12 protein-coding genes are annotated in these 15,362 nt (G+C 68.4%); 2 read left to right on the top strand and 10 right to left on the bottom strand.

Annotated elements, in window-relative coordinates; translation table 11 throughout:
• Positions 1-32: 32 nt before the first annotated feature.
• From OIU93_RS01105 to OIU93_RS01085, 5 genes are all read right to left on the bottom strand, one after another.
• Positions 33-470, bottom strand: coding sequence for a universal stress protein (locus tag OIU93_RS01105; protein WP_264268208.1), 438 nt, complete (start codon positions 468-470; stop codon positions 33-35).
• A 276-nt stretch (positions 471-746) separates the two neighbouring features.
• Complete coding sequence (locus OIU93_RS01100) at positions 747-995, bottom strand: hypothetical protein (RefSeq protein WP_372342843.1); 249 nt, start codon at positions 993-995, stop codon at positions 747-749.
• Between the two features lie 52 nt (positions 996-1,047).
• The gene (gene deoC, locus OIU93_RS01095) at positions 1,048-1,725 is read right to left on the bottom strand and encodes a deoxyribose-phosphate aldolase (protein ID WP_264268207.1); all 678 of its coding nucleotides are present in this window, start codon (positions 1,723-1,725) and stop codon (positions 1,048-1,050) included.
• A gap of 89 nt (positions 1,726-1,814) precedes the next feature.
• On the bottom strand, positions 1,815-3,557 hold the full coding sequence (locus tag OIU93_RS01090) for a phospho-sugar mutase (protein ID WP_264268206.1): 1,743 nt from the start codon (positions 3,555-3,557) through the stop codon (positions 1,815-1,817).
• A 56-nt stretch (positions 3,558-3,613) separates the two neighbouring features.
• A complete protein-coding gene (locus OIU93_RS01085) occupies positions 3,614-4,453 on the bottom strand; it encodes a purine-nucleoside phosphorylase (RefSeq protein ID WP_264268604.1) in 840 nt (279 codons plus the stop codon).
• Between the two features lie 147 nt (positions 4,454-4,600).
• On the opposite strand from OIU93_RS01085, the gene OIU93_RS01080 reads away from it, so the two are divergent.
• Both OIU93_RS01080 and OIU93_RS01075 read left to right on the top strand, forming a co-directional pair.
• Complete coding sequence (locus OIU93_RS01080) at positions 4,601-6,007, top strand: NAD(P)H-quinone dehydrogenase (RefSeq protein ID WP_264268205.1); 1,407 nt, start codon at positions 4,601-4,603, stop codon at positions 6,005-6,007.
• Between the two features lie 300 nt (positions 6,008-6,307).
• Positions 6,308-7,705 carry an MFS transporter gene (locus OIU93_RS01075; RefSeq protein WP_264268204.1) on the top strand — a complete coding sequence of 466 codons (1,398 nt, stop codon included), beginning with the start codon at positions 6,308-6,310 and terminating at the stop codon, positions 7,703-7,705.
• A 64-nt stretch (positions 7,706-7,769) separates the two neighbouring features.
• On the opposite strand, the gene OIU93_RS01070 is transcribed toward OIU93_RS01075, so the two are convergent.
• The 5 genes from OIU93_RS01070 to OIU93_RS01050 all read right to left on the bottom strand — a co-directional run bounded on the left by OIU93_RS01070 (position 7,770) and on the right by OIU93_RS01050 (position 15,288).
• Entirely contained in the window at positions 7,770-8,306 is a 537-nt protein-coding gene (locus OIU93_RS01070; RefSeq protein WP_264268203.1) for a DinB family protein, read from the bottom strand.
• Positions 8,307-8,529: 223 nt separating this feature from the next.
• Positions 8,530-10,299 carry a biotin carboxylase N-terminal domain-containing protein gene (locus OIU93_RS01065; RefSeq protein ID WP_264268202.1) on the bottom strand — a complete coding sequence of 590 codons (1,770 nt, stop codon included), beginning with the start codon at positions 10,297-10,299 and terminating at the stop codon, positions 8,530-8,532.
• Positions 10,300-10,429: 130 nt separating this feature from the next.
• Positions 10,430-11,161, bottom strand: coding sequence for a nucleoside triphosphate pyrophosphatase (locus OIU93_RS01060; protein ID WP_372342842.1), 732 nt, complete (start codon positions 11,159-11,161; stop codon positions 10,430-10,432).
• Positions 11,158-14,622 (bottom strand): MMPL family transporter, encoded by a 3,465-nt coding sequence (locus OIU93_RS01055; protein WP_264268201.1) that lies wholly within the window; start codon positions 14,620-14,622, stop codon positions 11,158-11,160. Before OIU93_RS01055 ends, OIU93_RS01060 begins: the two co-directional genes overlap by 4 nt.
• A gap of 6 nt (positions 14,623-14,628) precedes the next feature.
• A complete protein-coding gene (locus OIU93_RS01050; RefSeq protein WP_264268200.1) occupies positions 14,629-15,288 on the bottom strand; it encodes a TetR/AcrR family transcriptional regulator in 660 nt (219 codons plus the stop codon).
• Between the last annotated feature and the right edge of the window lie 74 nt (positions 15,289-15,362).

The following is a 15,362-nucleotide window of genomic DNA, read 5'->3' as shown; positions in this document are numbered from 1 at the left end:
AGGGAACCCGGCCTGCGTGTGTTCGCCCGCCGTTAGGCGGAGGCGGATTCCCCATGGTGGATCAGCACCGGGCACTTGGCGTGCGCAGCCAGTGAGCTGGACACCGAACCCATGACCATGCCCTTGAAGCCGCCGCGTCCGCGCGTGCCCAGTACGAGCATCGCCGCGTCCCGGGAAGCCTCGATGAGGTTGGGAGTCGCCGGTCCCATGACCACCTTGCGCTCCAGGTCTGCCGGTACGTCCTGGCCGAAGGCCTCTTCGATGGACTTCTCCAGCGAGTCGCGGGCGTCCTGCTCGGGTGCCCAAGCGGGAGTGTAGTCCTCCAGTGCAATGCGCGGAAGCCAGGAGGAGAATGCCACCAGGCCGTGGCCCAAGGGTGCTGCCAAGGTGGCGGCGTAGCGCAGGGCGCTGATCGATTGCGGTGACCCGTCAACGCCGACGATGATGGTGCCGTGTGGAGAGTTGTCCATGGTGAAGCGCTCGATTCTCAGTCAGGGGAACGAATCCCTTGCGGGATCCGCTGACCTCATCCTACATGCGGCAAATCCTAATTTTCTACACTCTGTAGAAAATTCAGCGTTGCGCTCCGCGCCCCCTGCCCTCGCGTAGGGTCCTTGGCGGAACCGGCGCGGAACCGGCATGCAAAAGGGGAGGCAAGCACCGCGTGCAACACGGGTCCGCGGTGTGCGGACGAGCGGTGCTGCGCGGTGGCTGCCTCCCCCTGAAGCGGGAAACGCCGAAGGCGGTTAGTCCTGCTGCGAGGACGTCTTCGCCGGGTCGCGGTCGGACATGCCCAGGATGTGCTGCGGGATGCCGAAGGCCAACATGGCCAGCACCAGGCAGGCAATGCCCGGGAGCCAGGCGTTGTCCAGCGACCAGAACGAGAGCGAGTAGATGGCCCCGACGAACAGGACGAAGAACACCACCAAGGCGATGACGTTCCCGGCCATGTGGCCCTGGCCCGAGTGGGCTACATTCTTGCCGTTCGAGTACACAGCGAATCTCCTAAAATGATCTGGGGTTTCAATGCGCGTGCGGGATACGAGATCAGTAGCCCTCGGCGCCTTGTTCACCCTCCACAATAGCAACTCCGGAGCTGGAACCAAGACGTGTGGCGCCGGCGGCGATCATTGCGTGCGCGGTTTCCAGCGAACGCACCCCGCCGGAGGCCTTTACGCCCAGGTCCGGACCCACGGTGGCGCGCATCAGCGCGACGTCCGCGACAGTCGCCCCGCCGCCGGCAAAACCGGTCGAGGTCTTCACGAAGTCGGCCCCCGCGCGCACCGAGGCGCGGCAGGCCAGGACCTTCTCGTCGTCGCTGAGCAGCGCCGTCTCGATGATGACCTTCAGGATCGCCCCGCCGTCGTGCACCGCCTGCGCGACGGCGGAGATGTCGGCCACCAGCGCCTCCTCGTCCCCTGCCTTGGCTGCGGCGATGTCAATGACCATGTCGACCTCGTTCGCACCGTCGGCCACCACCGTCTTCGCCTCAAAGACCTTGGACGCCGTCGGGGTGGCGCCGAAGGGGAAACCGATGACCGAGCACGTCAGCACTCCGGAACCCGCCAGTGCCTCGCTCACCGTGGCCACCCAGATGGGGTTCACGCAGACGGACTTGAACGAGTGCTTCACTGCCTCGGCGCAAATGCGGGCGATGTCGGTGGCCGCGGCGTCGGGGTTCAGGATGGTGTGGTCGATGTACGAGGCGATGTTCTGGGTGCTCATGGCGATGTTCTGTGGCTCCTGGTCGTGGTGCGGATGAAAAGACGGGTGTGTCGGAGGGACGCTACCGGCGAGGTGGCCGCCGGTCGCGGCTACGGGTTCAGCAGGCCGGCGAGTTCGAGCTTGATGGCCTCGAGACGCGCGTTGCCCGCGGCGCGTGCTGCCGGCAGGTCGGCCGGCGAGGCCACCGAGGCGATGACCTCAAGGTAGCACTTGAGCTTGGGCTCGGTGCCTGAGGGGCGCACGATGACCCGGGTGCCGGCCCCGGTGGCGAAGAGCAGTCCATCGGTGGGCGGCAGGTTGGCACCGAGGGAAAGGTCCTCGAACCCGGTGACGGCCTCCGAACCCAGGCTCGCAGGCGGGGCCGAACGCAGCGAGTGCATCATGGTGTCCAGCAAGCCCAGATCGGCCACGCGCACCGAGAGCTGGTCGGTCTGGTGCAGCCCGTGGGCCAACGCCAGCGCATCGAGCACCTCCGGCAGCGAGGACCCGGCGGCCTTGAGCTCGGCGGCGTAGTCGGCGAGCATCAGCGCGGCGGACATCCCGTCCTTGTCGCGCACCAGCGACGGGGCAACGCAATAGCCCAGCGCCTCCTCATAGCCGAAGGCCAGGTCCGGGACACGGGAAATCCACTTGAATCCGGTCAGCGTGTATTCATGCGCCAGCGAATGCGCGGCGGCGATGGAGGCGAGCATGCGCGAGGAGACGATGGAATTGGCCAGCACCGCGGTGTCGGCGGCCGTGGCGGCGCAGCGGTCGCCCAGCAGCCACCCGACCTCGTCCCCGCGCAGCATCCGCCAGCCGGTGTCGGGGAACTTCACCGCGGCTGCGCACCTGTCTGCGTCCGGGTCGTTGGCGATGACCAGGTCGGCGCCGGTGTCAGTGGCCAGCGCCAGGGCCAGGTCAAGGGCACCTGGCTCCTCCGGGTTCGGGAAGGCCACCGTGGGGAAGTCCGGATCCGGTGCTGCCTGCTCGGCCACCAGGCGCACCCGGGAAAAGCCGGCGCGACCCAGCGCCTGGGCCATGGTGTGCCCGCCGACCCCGTGCATCGGGGTCAGCACGATGCGCAGGTTTTCCCGCGCGGCGGTGATTGCGTCGCCGCCGTTCCCGTCCGTGGCCGGGACGACGCCGGCGATGGCCTGAAGGTACCTGCCCTCGATGTCCCCGGGTTCCCCGGCGCCTGGCAGCACGCCCCAGCCGCCCTCGGCAAGCGCGATCGAGGCGATGGGCTCGTCGTTGTCGATCCGAGCGGCGATCCGTGCATCCACGGGGCTGACGATCTGCGCGCCCTGGCCCCACCCGCTTTCGGCGCGGCCGCCCAGGTAGACCTTGTAGCCGTTGTCCGCCGGCGGGTTGTGGCTGGCGGTCACCATGATTCCTGCCTCCGCACCGAGCGCGCGCACGGCGTAGGCCAGCACCGGGGTGGGCAGGGCTGAGGGCAGCAGCTGCACCTCGATGCCCGCGGCGGTGAGCACCGCGGCGGATTCGCGGGCAAAGACATCAGAGTTGTGCCTGGCGTCAAAGCCGATGACCGCCAGCGGCGTGTAGGCTCCGGCGGCGGCATCGAGCAGGAAACGTCCGATGCCGGCGGCGGTGCGGCGCACGACCATCGAGTTCATGCGGTTCGGGCCAGGTCCCAGCTCGGCACGCAGCCCCGCCGTCCCGAAGGCCAGGAAGGCGGCAAACCTGTCGGCCAGGTCGGCTGCTGCGCCCGCATCCCCGGGGGCGGCGGCGCACAGCTCGCGCAGCGCGGCGGCCGTCACGGGATCCGGGTCCTGGGTGGCCCAGGCCGCGGCGCGCTCGAGCAAATCGGCGTCGATCTGGTGGGTGCTCATCTGCTGTGGGGATCCTTCTGCTGTGCCGGGGCGGGGGGAGTGCGTGGGCGGGGGAACTAGAGCTTGGCGACGATGTCCGCCAGCAGCGCCGAAATCCGCGGGCCGGCGGCCTGGCCGGCCTCGATGACCTCTTCGTGGCTGAGCGCTGTCGCCGAGATGCCGGCGGCCAGGTTGGTGACCAGCGAGATGCCGAAGACCTCCATGCCGGCGTGGCGCGCGGCAATGGCCTCCAGTGCGGTGGACATGCCCACCAGGTCCGCGCCGATCACCTTGGCGTACTGCACCTCGGAGGGGGTCTCGTAGTGCGGGCCGGTGAACTGTGCGTACACGCCCTCGTCCAGCGACGCGTCCACCTCGCGGGCCAGAGCCCGGATGCGCGATGAGTACAGGTCGGTGAGGTCGACGAACGTCGCCCCCTCCAGCGGGGACGTGGCAGTGAGGTTGATGTGGTCCTTGATCAGCACCGGGGTACCCGGCACCCAATCCGGGTTCAGCCCGCCGCAGCCGTTGGTCAGCACCAGCGTCTTGGCGCCGGCGGCGGCGGCGGTGCGCACCCCGTGGACCACGGCGCGCACGCCCTTGCCTTCGTAGAAGTGGGTGCGGGCGCCGAGCACCAGCACGCGCTTGCCGGTGGCGGTGAGCACCGAGGAAATGGTGCCGACGTGCCCCGGGACCGCGGCGGCGTGGAAGCCAGGCAGTTCGGTGGCGTCAATGCGGTGGGTGCGCTCGCCGATCAGGTCCGCAGCCTCGCCCCAGCCGGAGCCAAGCACCAGGGCGATGTCGTGGTTCGGGACGCCGGTCAGTTCGGCGATCTTGGCGGCGGCGGCATTGGCCAGGTCAAAGGGGGAGGATTCGTTGTCGATCACGGGGTTAAACCTACCGGCGGATCCCTGCATTGTCAGGTGGAGCGCGGAATGCAGCAGGCGGCGCCGCCGGATGCCGGCGGTTCGGGCCGTGGATGCCGACATCGGACGCTTTTGCCGGGGCCTTCGCCCGCGTGTGCGGTGTGCACTTGTCACCCGGGTAGGGAAGAATGGGTGATCGTGAGTGCACAACGCGATTTCAGTTCCCCCAGGTTGGTAATTCTCGGCGGAGGCCCCGGTGGCTACGAGGCCGCGATGGTCGGCGCCCATCTCGGCGCGCAGGTGACCATCGTCGAACGCGCGGGCATGGGCGGTTCCGCCGTGCTGACCGACGTGGTCCCTTCCAAAACCCTGGTGGCCACGGCCGATGCGATGCGCCGGGTCATCGGCGCGCGCGAATTCGGCGTCGAGGTCGGGGAGGCCGGCACCGAGGCGGTGGCAGACCTCTCCATCATGAATGCGCGCCTGCTGGAACTTGCCCGGGAACAGTCTTCCGACATCCATGTGGGCCTCGAGCGCGCCGGCGTGCGCGTGGTCATTGGCGAGGGCCGGCTGCTTGACGCCTCCACCGTGGAGGTCGTCCGCGCCGACGGCAGCACCGAAAACATCCCCGCCGACGCCCTGCTGATTTCCGTCGGTGCCCACCCGCGCGAACTGCCCACCGCGATTCCCGACGGCGAACGCATCTTCAACTGGACCCAGGTCTACAACCTGAAGGAAATCCCCGAGCACCTGATCGTCATCGGTTCCGGTGTCACCGGTGCCGAGTTCGCCTCCGCCTACAACCTGTTGGGCACCAAGGTCACCCTGGTGTCCTCGCGCGACCGCGTGCTGCCGGGCGAGGATGCCGACGCCGCGGAGGTCCTCGAGGAGGCCTTCAAGAAGAACGGCGTCAACGTGGTGGCCAAGTCCCGCGCCGAGGCCGTGGAACGCGTGGGCGACACCGTGAAGGTGACCCTGGGCGATGGCCAGGTCATCGAGGGCAGCCACTGCCTGGTGGCAGTCGGATCGATCCCCAACACCGCCGGAATCGGTCTGGAGGAGGCGGGCATCAAGCTCACCGAATCCGGCCACATCCAGGTTGATGGCGTCTCGCGCACCACCGCCACCAACGTGTACGCCGCCGGCGACTGCACCGGCGTCTTCGCGCTGGCCTCGGTCTCGGCCATGCAGGGACGCATTGCCATGGCGCACCTGTTGGGCGACTCGGTGAAGCCGCTGAAGCTCACCGAGGTTTCCTCGAACATCTTCACCTCGCCGGAGATCGCCACCGTCGGGGTCACCGAGCGCATGGTCGCCGAGGGCAAGTACCAGGCGGACATCATCAAGCTGGACCTCGCGACCAACGCGCGGGCCAAGATGATGAACGTGAACCAGGGCTTTGTGAAGATCATTTCGCGCCGCGGCTCCGGCACGATCATCGGCGGTGTCGTGGTTGCCCCGCGTGCCTCCGAACTGATCTTCCCCATCGCCCTGGCAGTGCACAACAAGCTGCACGTCGATGACATGGCGGAGACCTTCTCGGTCTACCCCTCGCTTTCGGGCTCGATTTCCGAGGCGGCGCGCCGCCTGCACGTCCACCTCTAGGTCAAAGGCGCACGAACGCGGCGCCCAACAAGGTGCCCTTCGAACGGCCGCCGCCCCCCGGGGGTGGCGGCCGTTCGCCGTGGTGAGGCCCGGGCGCCGTGCGATCCGCGAGAAGGGCCGGCTACCGGACCCTGGCGCAAATTCGAGGGAATTGAACGCTTCGAAAGCGGGGATCACCTGGGATTGCTGTGGCGTGTATTACAGTTGTCCAAATAGTGGAAGGACTGTCCAAAAGGTGGACGTCCCTCATAAGCTTGTCACTTAGTAACTTATGGCACCCCACCAAGAGAATAACGAGTCATGTCCAACAAGACCACGGTCGTTGCACCGAAAGAAAACACACGCGGACGCGTGCTGTTTGCCAGCCTCATCGGCACCACCATCGAATTCTTTGATTTCTACGCCTATGCCACGGCATCGGTGTTGGTTTTCCCGGCGCTTTTCTTCCCGAACGCGTCGAACGTCAACGCGATCCTGTCTTCGTTCGCGATCTTCGGCGTGGCCTTCGTGGCCCGCCCGGTGGGCTCGGTGCTCTTCGGGCACTTCGGCGACAAGATCGGTCGCAAGGGCACCCTGGTGGCCTCGCTGCTCCTGATGGGCATTGCCACCTTCCTGATCGGTTTCCTGCCGCCGGCCCAGGGCAACTTCGTGGTGCTGGCACCGCTGATGCTGGTGCTGCTGCGCTTCGCCCAGGGTCTGGCCCTGGGCGGCGAGTGGTCGGGTGCCGCGCTGCTGGCCACCGAAAACGCGCCGGCGAACAAGCGCGCCATCTACGGAACGTTCCCGCAGCTCGGCGCCCCCATCGGATTCATCATCGCCAACCTGATGTTCGTGGGCCTGCAACTGGGCCTGTCCACCGAACAGTTCATGTCCTGGGGCTGGCGCGTGCCGTTCATCCTCTCGGCCGTCATGGTGGCCGTGGGACTCTGGGTCCGCCTGAAGCTGGTCGAGTCCGTGGCCTTCACCAAGGTCGTGGACCAGAAGAAGGTCGCGAAGTCCCCGTTCAAGACCACCATGAAGTACCACTGGCGTCCGGTGCTCGCCGGCACGTTCATCATGCTGGCCACCTACGTGCTCTTCTACCTGATGACCGCCTTCACGCTGACCTACGGCACCGCCCCGGCCACCGTTGAGGCGGCCCGCGCCGCGGCCGAGGCCAAGGGCAAGGTCTTTGACGCCGCCGCCGAGGCAGCATTTGTCCCGGGCCTGGGCATTGCCCGTCCGGAATTCCTCACGATGCTCATCATCGGCGTGGTCTTCTTCGGCATCTTCACGCTGGTCTCCGGCCCGCTGGCCGAAAAGCTGGGCCGCCGCAAGTTCCTGATCTACGTCACCAGCGGCATCTTCATCTTCGGTCTGGCCTGGACCCTGATGTTTGGCCCCGGCAAGGCGGCAGCCATGGTCGGCCTGGTCCTCGGCTTCACGTTGATGGGTGCGACCTTCGGCCCGATGGCCGCCTACCTGCCGGAGCTCTTCCCCTCCAACGTGCGGTACACCGGTTCGGCAGTCGCCTACAACATGTCCTCGGTGATCGGCGCGGCCCCGGCCTCGTTCGTCGCCATCGCCCTGTGGCAGTTCGGCGGAGGCAACACCGTCTGGGTTGGCGTCTACCTGGCCCTCGGCGCGGTGCTGACGCTGATCGCCCTGTTCCTGACCAAGGACACCAAGGACGTCGATTTCGAGAACAACGTCTCCTAGTTTCCACCCTGTCACACTGCCCGCCTTCCCCACGGACGGCGGGCAGCGTGCGTTAACGCCGGGGTTACTCGCCCACGGTCCCGTCGAGGCATTCGCGCAGCAGGTCCGCGTGTCCGTTGTGCCGGGAGTACTCCTCGATGAGGTGCACCAGGATCCAGCGCACAGACACCATCCCGTGGTGCCCGGCCCCCACCGCACGCTCCAGCGGCTCCGAACCCAGTGCGGCATCGGCGAAGGCCGCCTCGGCCTTCCATGCGGCGAAGGACAGCTCCACCATCCGGTCATCGGGATGCGGGAAGTCGAAGTCGGTGTCGTTTCCGTCCGGGCGCCAGTACAGCGGCGGCGCCGGGTCGCCGGCCAGACACGTGCGGACCCAGAATCGTTCCACGTCGCCCAGGTGCCGCACCAGGCCCAGCAGGGACAGCCCGGAGGGCGGCACCGCGCGGGTTCCCAGCGCCGCCGCGGTGAGCCCCGCGCACTTGAGCTCCAGGGTGCGGCGCTGGTAGTCCAGGAACGCCAGCAGCGTCTCGCGCTCGCTGGCGCACGGTGGCGGGTCGGCGCGCGGGTCCGGTGCGGGCGCCGTCTTAATTTCTGCCGTCATGGCCACCAGCCTACGACCCGTCACCCGTTCCTAGGCGAAGGACAGCTCGGATGCCCGCCCGGATGACCGCCCGGATGCCCGTTCGGATGCCCGCCCGGATGACCGGCGGGAACCCGGAGCCACCGCGTCGGCCCAAGAAAGGGTGGCCCGGCAACGCAACGGGGCGGCCCGGTCTTCGCATGGAAGACCAGGCCGCCCCGTTCGGTGCGGTGGTGGTGCGGTGCTACTCGCCGATCGAGGCCAGCACGGCTCCGGCCGAGACGGTGTCGCCCGGCACTGCGGTGAGCCCGGAAACCACGCCGTCGCAGTGCGCGGTCAGCGGCTGTTCCATCTTCATGGCCTCCAGGACCAGGATCAGGTCGCCCTCGGCCACGGTGTCGCCCTCGGCAACGGCAACCTTGACGATGGTTCCCTGCATGGGGGAGACCAGGTCGGCGCCCGAGTTGCCGGCGCTCGCGGCTCCGCGGGATCCCGCGGCCCGCTTCTTCTTCCGCGTCTTGCCGTTGGATGGGGACATGGCGCCCAGGGACGCGGGCAGCACGACCTCCAGGCGCTTGCCGCCGACCTCGACGGTGATGGCATTGCGGCCCTCGTCCTCGCCCGGGGTGCCGGCGGTGGCCGGGTCCCAGGCGGGGATCTCGTTGGCGAATTCGGTCTCGATCCAGCGCGTGTGGACGGAGAACGGACCGGATTCCGGGATGAACGCTGCATCGGCCATGACGGCGCGGTGGAAGGGAAGCACCGTGGGCATGCCCTCGATGTGGAATTCCGCCAGCGCGCGGCGGGAGCGGGCAGCTGCCTGCGCGCGGGTGGAACCGGTGACGATGAGCTTGGCGATCATCGAGTCGAAGTTCCCCGAGACGGTTTCCCCTGCCTCCACGCCCGAATCGATGCGCACGCCCGGACCGGTGGGCAGGTTCATGGTGGTGATGGTGCCGGGCGCCGGCATGAAGCCGCGTCCTGCGTCCTCGCCGTTGATGCGGAACTCGAAGGAGTGGCCGCGGACCTCGGGGTCGGTGTAGCCCAGCTCCTCGCCGCGGGCCAGCCGGAACTGCTCGGCCACCAGGTCGATGCCGGTGACCTCCTCGGAGACCGTGTGCTCGACCTGCAGGCGGGTGTTGACCTCCAGGAAGGAGATGACCCCGTCCTGGCCCACGAGGAACTCGCAGGTGCCGGCACCCACGTAGCCGGCCTCGCGCAGGATGGCCTTGGAGGCGGCGTAGAGGCGCTGGTTCTGCTCATCGCTCAGGAACGGCGCCGGTGCCTCCTCGACGAGCTTCTGGTTGCGGCGCTGCAGCGAGCAGTCGCGGGTGGAAATGACCACGACGTTGCCGTGCGCATCGGCCAGGCACTGGGTCTCGACGTGGCGCGGGGCATCGAGGAAGCGTTCGACGAAGCACTCGCCGCGGCCGAAGGCGGCGACCGCCTCGCGGACGGCGGATTCATAGAGCTCCGGGATTTCCTCGCGGTTGCGCACCACCTTGATGCCGCGTCCGCCGCCGCCATAGGCGGCCTTGATGGCCAGCGGCAGTCCGTGCGCATCGGCAAAGGCCAGCACCTCGTCGGTGGATTCGACCGGGTTCTTGGTGCCGGGCACCAGCGGGGCACCGACCTTTTCGGCCAGGTGGCGGGCCTGGACCTTGTCGCCCAGCTGCTCGATGGCGGACGGCGGGGGACCGATCCAGGTCAGCCCGGCATCGATCACTGCCTGGGCGAACCCGGCGTTCTCGGCCAGGAAGCCGTAGCCGGGGTGCACCGCGTCGGCGCCGGAGCGCTTGGCGACCTCAATGATCTTGGCGATGTCCAGGTAGGACTCCGCGGCCGTGGAACCACCCAGCGAGTAGGCCTCGTCGGCCAGCCTCGAATGCAGTGCATCGCGGTCGGGCTCGGCGTAGACGGCAACCGATCCAATGCCCTCATCACGGGCGGCGCGGATGATGCGTACGGCGATTTCTCCGCGATTGGCGATGAGAACCTTCGTCAACTGACTCATGGCAGGGGCTATCTCCTTTAAATATGCTCTTGTGGAGCCTACCCGCGTTTGTGGGATATACACCCCCAAAACCCCCGGTGTCGGGAGTAAGTCGCGATTTCTTTGTGGGGTTCCTACAATCCGGGACCGGCTAGACCCACAGGTCGGAAATCGACAGTCCGGTCCCCGCCAGCAGCTCGCGCAGCGTGGAGACATTCAGCCCGATGACGGTGTGCGGGTTGCCCTCGATGCCGCGGATGAAGGCGGCCCCGCGGCCGTCGATGGTGAACGCCCCGGCGCACGGCAGTGGTTCCCCGGTGGCGACGTAGGCGGCGATCTCCTCGGCGTTGACCTTCTCGAAGTTCACGGTGGTGGAGGAGACGGCGCCGATGGTCGCGCCGGTGCCGCCGTCCCCGTCCTCCTCGGAGCGGTTGTCGATGAGCCAGTGCCCGGTGTGCAGGATCCCCGACTTTCCGCTCATCGCCTCCCAGCGCTCCGTGGCGACCTCCGCGGTGTACGGCTTGCCGTAGGCGACGCCCTCGAACTCGAAGACCGAGTCGCAACCCAGCACCACCGCCCCGTCGGCCTCCTCCATGCCCGACACGTCCTCGGCCTTGGACTTGGCCAGCAGCAAGGCGGTGTCGGCGGCGCCCAGCTTGCCGAAGCGCTCCACGGCCCGGGCCAGGACCGCGTCCTCATCCACCGTGGAGACCTGCACGGCGAAGTCGATGCCGGCGTCGGTGAGCACCTTGGCCCGTCCCGGCGAGGCCGAGGCCAGCACCAGCAACGGCAGCTCATCGAGGCCCTGGACCTCCCCGCGCGGGTCGGAGGCCGTCGCGCCGGTGGTGGTGGAATTGTCGTTGGCATTCACATTCTGGCTCATGCATCCACCGTATCCCGAGCCGGAGGCGCCTGGGTTCCGGAATCCGTCGCGGTGCCGTCCTGCTTCGCCGCGGTGCGCGCGGCGATCTTCGCACCCTCCACGTCCACGTCCGGCAGGATCCTATCCAGCCAGCGCGGGATGTACCAGGCGCGGTGGCCCAGCAGGTGCATGATCGCCGGGGTCAGCGTCATCCGTACGATGAACGCGTCGAAGAGCACGCCGATGGCCAGCGAGAACCCGATCGCCCGGATCATCGTCAAATGCGAGAACACGAAGCCGGCGAACACCGCCATCATGATCAGCGCCGCGGCGGTGACCACCGGGGCCGCGTGGGCGAACCCGGAGCGCACCGCGGCGCGGGCCGGCTGCCCGTGCGCGAAGGACTCGCGCATTCCGGCGACCAGGAACACCTGGTAGTCCATGGCCAGCCCGAAGAGGATGCCGGTGAGCAGGATCGGCAGGAAGCTCATGATCGGGCCCGGCACGTTCACGTCGAACACCTCGCCCAGCCAGCCGAACTGGTACACCGCCACGGTGGCGCCGAACGCCGCGGCCAGCGAAAGCAGGAAGCCGGCGGTGGCCAGCAACGGCACGACGACCGAGCGGAAGACCAACAGCAACAGGATCAGCGAGAGGCCCACGACGATAAAGATGTACGGCGGCAGCGCCTCGGCAAGTTTCTCGGAGACGTCCACCTGCGCAGCGACCTGCCCGGTGACGGCGATGTGTGCACCCGTGGCCTCCTCGATCCCGGGTGCGGCGTCCCGCAGCGCATGCACCAGCGCCTCGGTTTGCGCGCTGGCCGGCCCCTCGGCCGGGATCACCTGGATCGCACCCAGGTTCCGCGACTCGTTGACCGCAACCGGGATCGCCGCGACGACGCCGGGAATCTGGCGCACGGCGTCGGCCACGTCCAGGTTGGCAGTGTCGGCACCGCGTTCATCGAGCCCGGCCGGCAGGTCCGCGAGCACCAGCAGCGGGCCGTTGTACCCGGCGCCGAAGGCGTCGCTCATCTGCTCGTACGCCTTGTAGGCGCCCGAGTCCACCGGTTCGGCGCTGCCGTCGGGCAGCGCAGTGCGCAATTCCAGCGCGGGCAACGCCACGATCGCCAGGACGGCGATGGAAGCGATCGCGGCGATCCACGGGCGGCGGGTCACCAGCGCGCCCCAGCCGCGGTTTCCCGCAGCGTTGGTCGGCGCCGCGGCATCGGCATCGGCCTCCCGGGCACGTGCCCACGCCCGCTTGGAGACCAGCCTCGTCCCGATGATCCCCAGCAGCGCGGGGGTCAGCGTGATGGCGATGAGCACCGCCATCAGCACCGTGAACGCGGCCGAGGCGCCCAGCACGGTCAGGAACGGCAGCCCCGGGACGGCCAGCGCGGACAGGGCGATGACCACTGTCAGCCCGGCGAAGACCACGGCGTTTCCGCTGGTGCCCGTGGCCCGGGCGATGGAGTCGCCCAGCGGGACGCCTTCCAGCAGTTGCCGGCGGTGCCGGTGCACGATGAACAGCGAGTAGTCGATGCCCACCGCAAGGCCCAGCATCAGCGCCAGGGCCGGGGTGATGGAGGCCATCTCGATGACCGACGAGAGTGCGAGCGTCCCGCCCACCCCTGCACCCACGCCAAGCACCGCCATGACCAGCGGCAGGCCGGCGGCCACCAGCGTGCCGAGCATGGCCAGCAGCACCGCCGCGGCCACGGCCAGGCCGATGATTTCCGCAGCCCCGAAGATGGAGGAGAGGTCCTGGATGATCTCCTTGGAGAAGAGCACCTCGACGCCCGCGGACTCCGGCCCGGCGGCAGTGCCCTGGATGGCGGCGCGCTGGTCGGTGGTCAGCGAGTCGGTCGCACCGACGAAGGTCACGTGTGCCACGGCGGTGGAGCCATCGGCGGAGACGAAACGCATCCCCTCGGAGGCACCGGCCTGGCGCTCGGCAAAGGCCAGCTCGGCCCGCCCGGCGGCCAGGTCCCTGGCGCCCCGCTCGAGCTTCTCCTCGGCCTCGGGCAGCGCTGCCGTCTTCTCGTCCACTGTCTTTTGCCCGGCGACGAGCTTGGCCTGGCTGGTCTCGATCTCCTGCTGGCCCGCCGCCAGCTTGGCGGCGTTGGCGTCGATCTCCGCTTGCCCGGCACGCAATTGGGCCCTGCCCTCGGCGATCTTTGCCTCGGCGTCCCGGAGCTTGGCGCGGTTGGCGGCAAGCTCCCCGGCTCCGGCGTCGAGCTGCTGCTTGGCGGCCGGCAGCTTGGCTGCCCCGGCCTCCAGTTCGGCCTTCTTGGTCTTCAGTGTCTGTTGCCCGGCGGCCAGTTCCTTCGCTCCGGCATCGAGCTTCGCCTTGGCCGCATCCAGCGTCGAGAGTCCGGAGGTGGCATCGGCAATGTCGCGCAGGTTTTTTTCCAGGCCCGTCTTGGTCCCGGCCACGGATTTCCTTTCGGCCTCGAGACCCGTGAGCTTCGCGGTGAGTGAGTCCAGCTCTTGTTGGGCGGCTTGCTTCCCTGCTTCGGTGGTGGCACCCGCGAGTTCCTTTTCCGCCGCAGCGGCAAGCTTCCTGACGTGGGCAATGCCGGCGTCAAGGTCCTTGAGGCCGGAGTCCACCCGGGCCAGGCCCGTGGTGGCTTGCTGCTTCCCGGCGGCCAGCTGCTTCTCAACGGAGTTCCGGGACCGGCCGTCCAGGATTTTCTTCATGCCGGCGTCGTATTGCGCCCGCCCGGCCTCCAGTTCCCGGGCGCCGGCATCGAGTCTTGCCTGCCCGGCGGCCAGGGCCTTGCGGCCATCGGCGATCTTCGCGGCACCGGCCCGGTATTCGCGGTTGCCCGCATCCCATTTTTTCTGGCCTGCTGCGAGTTGTTCCCGGCCGTCCGTCAGGGTGGCGGTTCCGTCTTCCAATTCACTGGCAGCGGCATCGAGTTTCGCCTGGCCGGCGGCCAGCTGCCGGCGTCCCTCGGCAAGCTCCTGCTTGGCATTGCCCAGCTGAACGCGCCCGGAGTCGAGCTCCGCCTGTGCGTCTTCCAACGCCACCTTGCCGTCCTCGAGCTGTTTCTTGCCGTCGGCAAGGGCCGTGGCGGCATCATCGAGCTTCGTCTTGCCTTCGGCGAGCTGCGGCTTGGCTTCATCGAGCTGTGCCTGGAGTTCGAAGGGCCGGGCCACCTCGGTGATCGGGGACTGGGCGGCGAGGTCGTCCAGCGAGGATGCGATGGCCCGGTGCTGCGCGGCCGACAGCTCCGCGCCGTCGGGGGTGCGGAAGACGATGGAGCCGGTTCCGCCGGCCAGTTCGGGCATCTCGACCTTCATCCGATCCAGCGTGCGCTGGGTTTCGGTGCCGGGGATGGCGAAGGTGTTCGACAGCTTGCCCATGAAAGCGCCGGCGCACAGCCCGATGAGGAGCAGCAGGATCGTCCAGATGCCGACGACGGCCCAGCGCCGGGCGTAGGCCAGGGCACCGAGGCGGTACAGGAAGGAAGCCATGGTCTCCTAGCCCTTTCGGGTGTGCGGCGCACGCTGTTGGAGGGAGGGGAAGCCGTCGCGCAATTGGGCGACGGCCTCGGCCAGGGTGGTGCGCAGCATGTGGGTCCGCCGCGGGTCGGCGGGGTCCGGGTGCTCGCCCAGCTCGCGGGCCCAGGCGGCGAAGGCCGCCTTGCCGGCGCCGATGACGCTGTGCGCAAAGACGGAGGCGGCCAGCGCGGTGCCCTGTGGGGCGCGGGCGGCGATGATCTCGGTGAGCGCCTCGGCGCAGTCGTTCCAGGCCTCAAGTTGCATGCGGGCCATCTGCGGATGGGCCGAGGCATGCAGGTACAGATTCGCGATGGGTTCCAGCAGTGCCGGGTCGACGAGGGATTCCACCGCTGTCACCGCGGCGGAGAGCAGATCGATCTCCGGATCCAGCTCGTCGAGCACCGCCACCGAATTCTCCAGCAGCAACCTCGTCGGCTCGTTGAGGGCTGCCTCGATCGAGGGGAAGTAGTTGAAGAAGGTGCGGCGGGAGATTCCGGCGGCATCGGCCACGGATTCTGCGGTCAGTGCGGCGTAGCCTGCAGTTTCCAGCTGGCCGAGGGCGGCATGCACGATGGCGGTCCGGGTGGCGGCCTTGTTTTTTTCGCGCCGCGAGGGCGGCTGCACGGGGGAGTCGATCACTTTTTATACACTACGTGCAAACTTGCATGACGTGCAATTTTTTGGGGGAGGGAACCAACGCCACGGGGCGGGCC

Origin of the sequence: Paeniglutamicibacter sp. ZC-3 (genome assembly GCF_025847175.2) — a bacterium.
In the GTDB taxonomy this organism is placed as follows: Bacteria; Actinomycetota; Actinomycetes; order Actinomycetales; family Micrococcaceae; genus Paeniglutamicibacter; species Paeniglutamicibacter sulfureus.
The sequence above is the reverse complement of the archived record's forward strand: the minus strand, read 5'-3'. Positions and strand labels throughout refer to the sequence as shown.

Bases quoted from the DNA above. Each gene is read 5' to 3' on its own strand.
- OIU93_RS01105 (WP_264268208.1), bottom strand. From the start codon at position 470: ATGGACAACTCTCCACACGGCACCATCATCGTCGGCGTTGACGGGTCA.
- deoC (WP_264268207.1), bottom strand. From the start codon at position 1,725: ATGAGCACCCAGAACATCGCCTCGTACATCGACCACACCATCCTGAAC.
- OIU93_RS01090 (WP_264268206.1), bottom strand. From the start codon at position 3,557: ATGAGCACCCACCAGATCGACGCCGATTTGCTCGAGCGCGCCGCGGCC.
- OIU93_RS01085 (WP_264268604.1), bottom strand. From the start codon at position 4,453: ATGCAGGGATCCGCCGGTAGGTTTAACCCCGTGATCGACAACGAATCC.
- OIU93_RS01075 (WP_264268204.1), top strand. From the start codon at position 6,308: ATGTCCAACAAGACCACGGTCGTTGCACCGAAAGAAAACACACGCGGA.
- OIU93_RS01070 (WP_264268203.1), bottom strand. From the start codon at position 8,306: ATGACGGCAGAAATTAAGACGGCGCCCGCACCGGACCCGCGCGCCGAC.
- OIU93_RS01065 (WP_264268202.1), bottom strand. From the start codon at position 10,299: ATGAGTCAGTTGACGAAGGTTCTCATCGCCAATCGCGGAGAAATCGCC.
- OIU93_RS01060 (WP_372342842.1), bottom strand. From the start codon at position 11,161: ATGAGCCAGAATGTGAATGCCAACGACAATTCCACCACCACCGGCGCG.
- OIU93_RS01055 (WP_264268201.1), bottom strand. From the start codon at position 14,622: ATGGCTTCCTTCCTGTACCGCCTCGGTGCCCTGGCCTACGCCCGGCGC.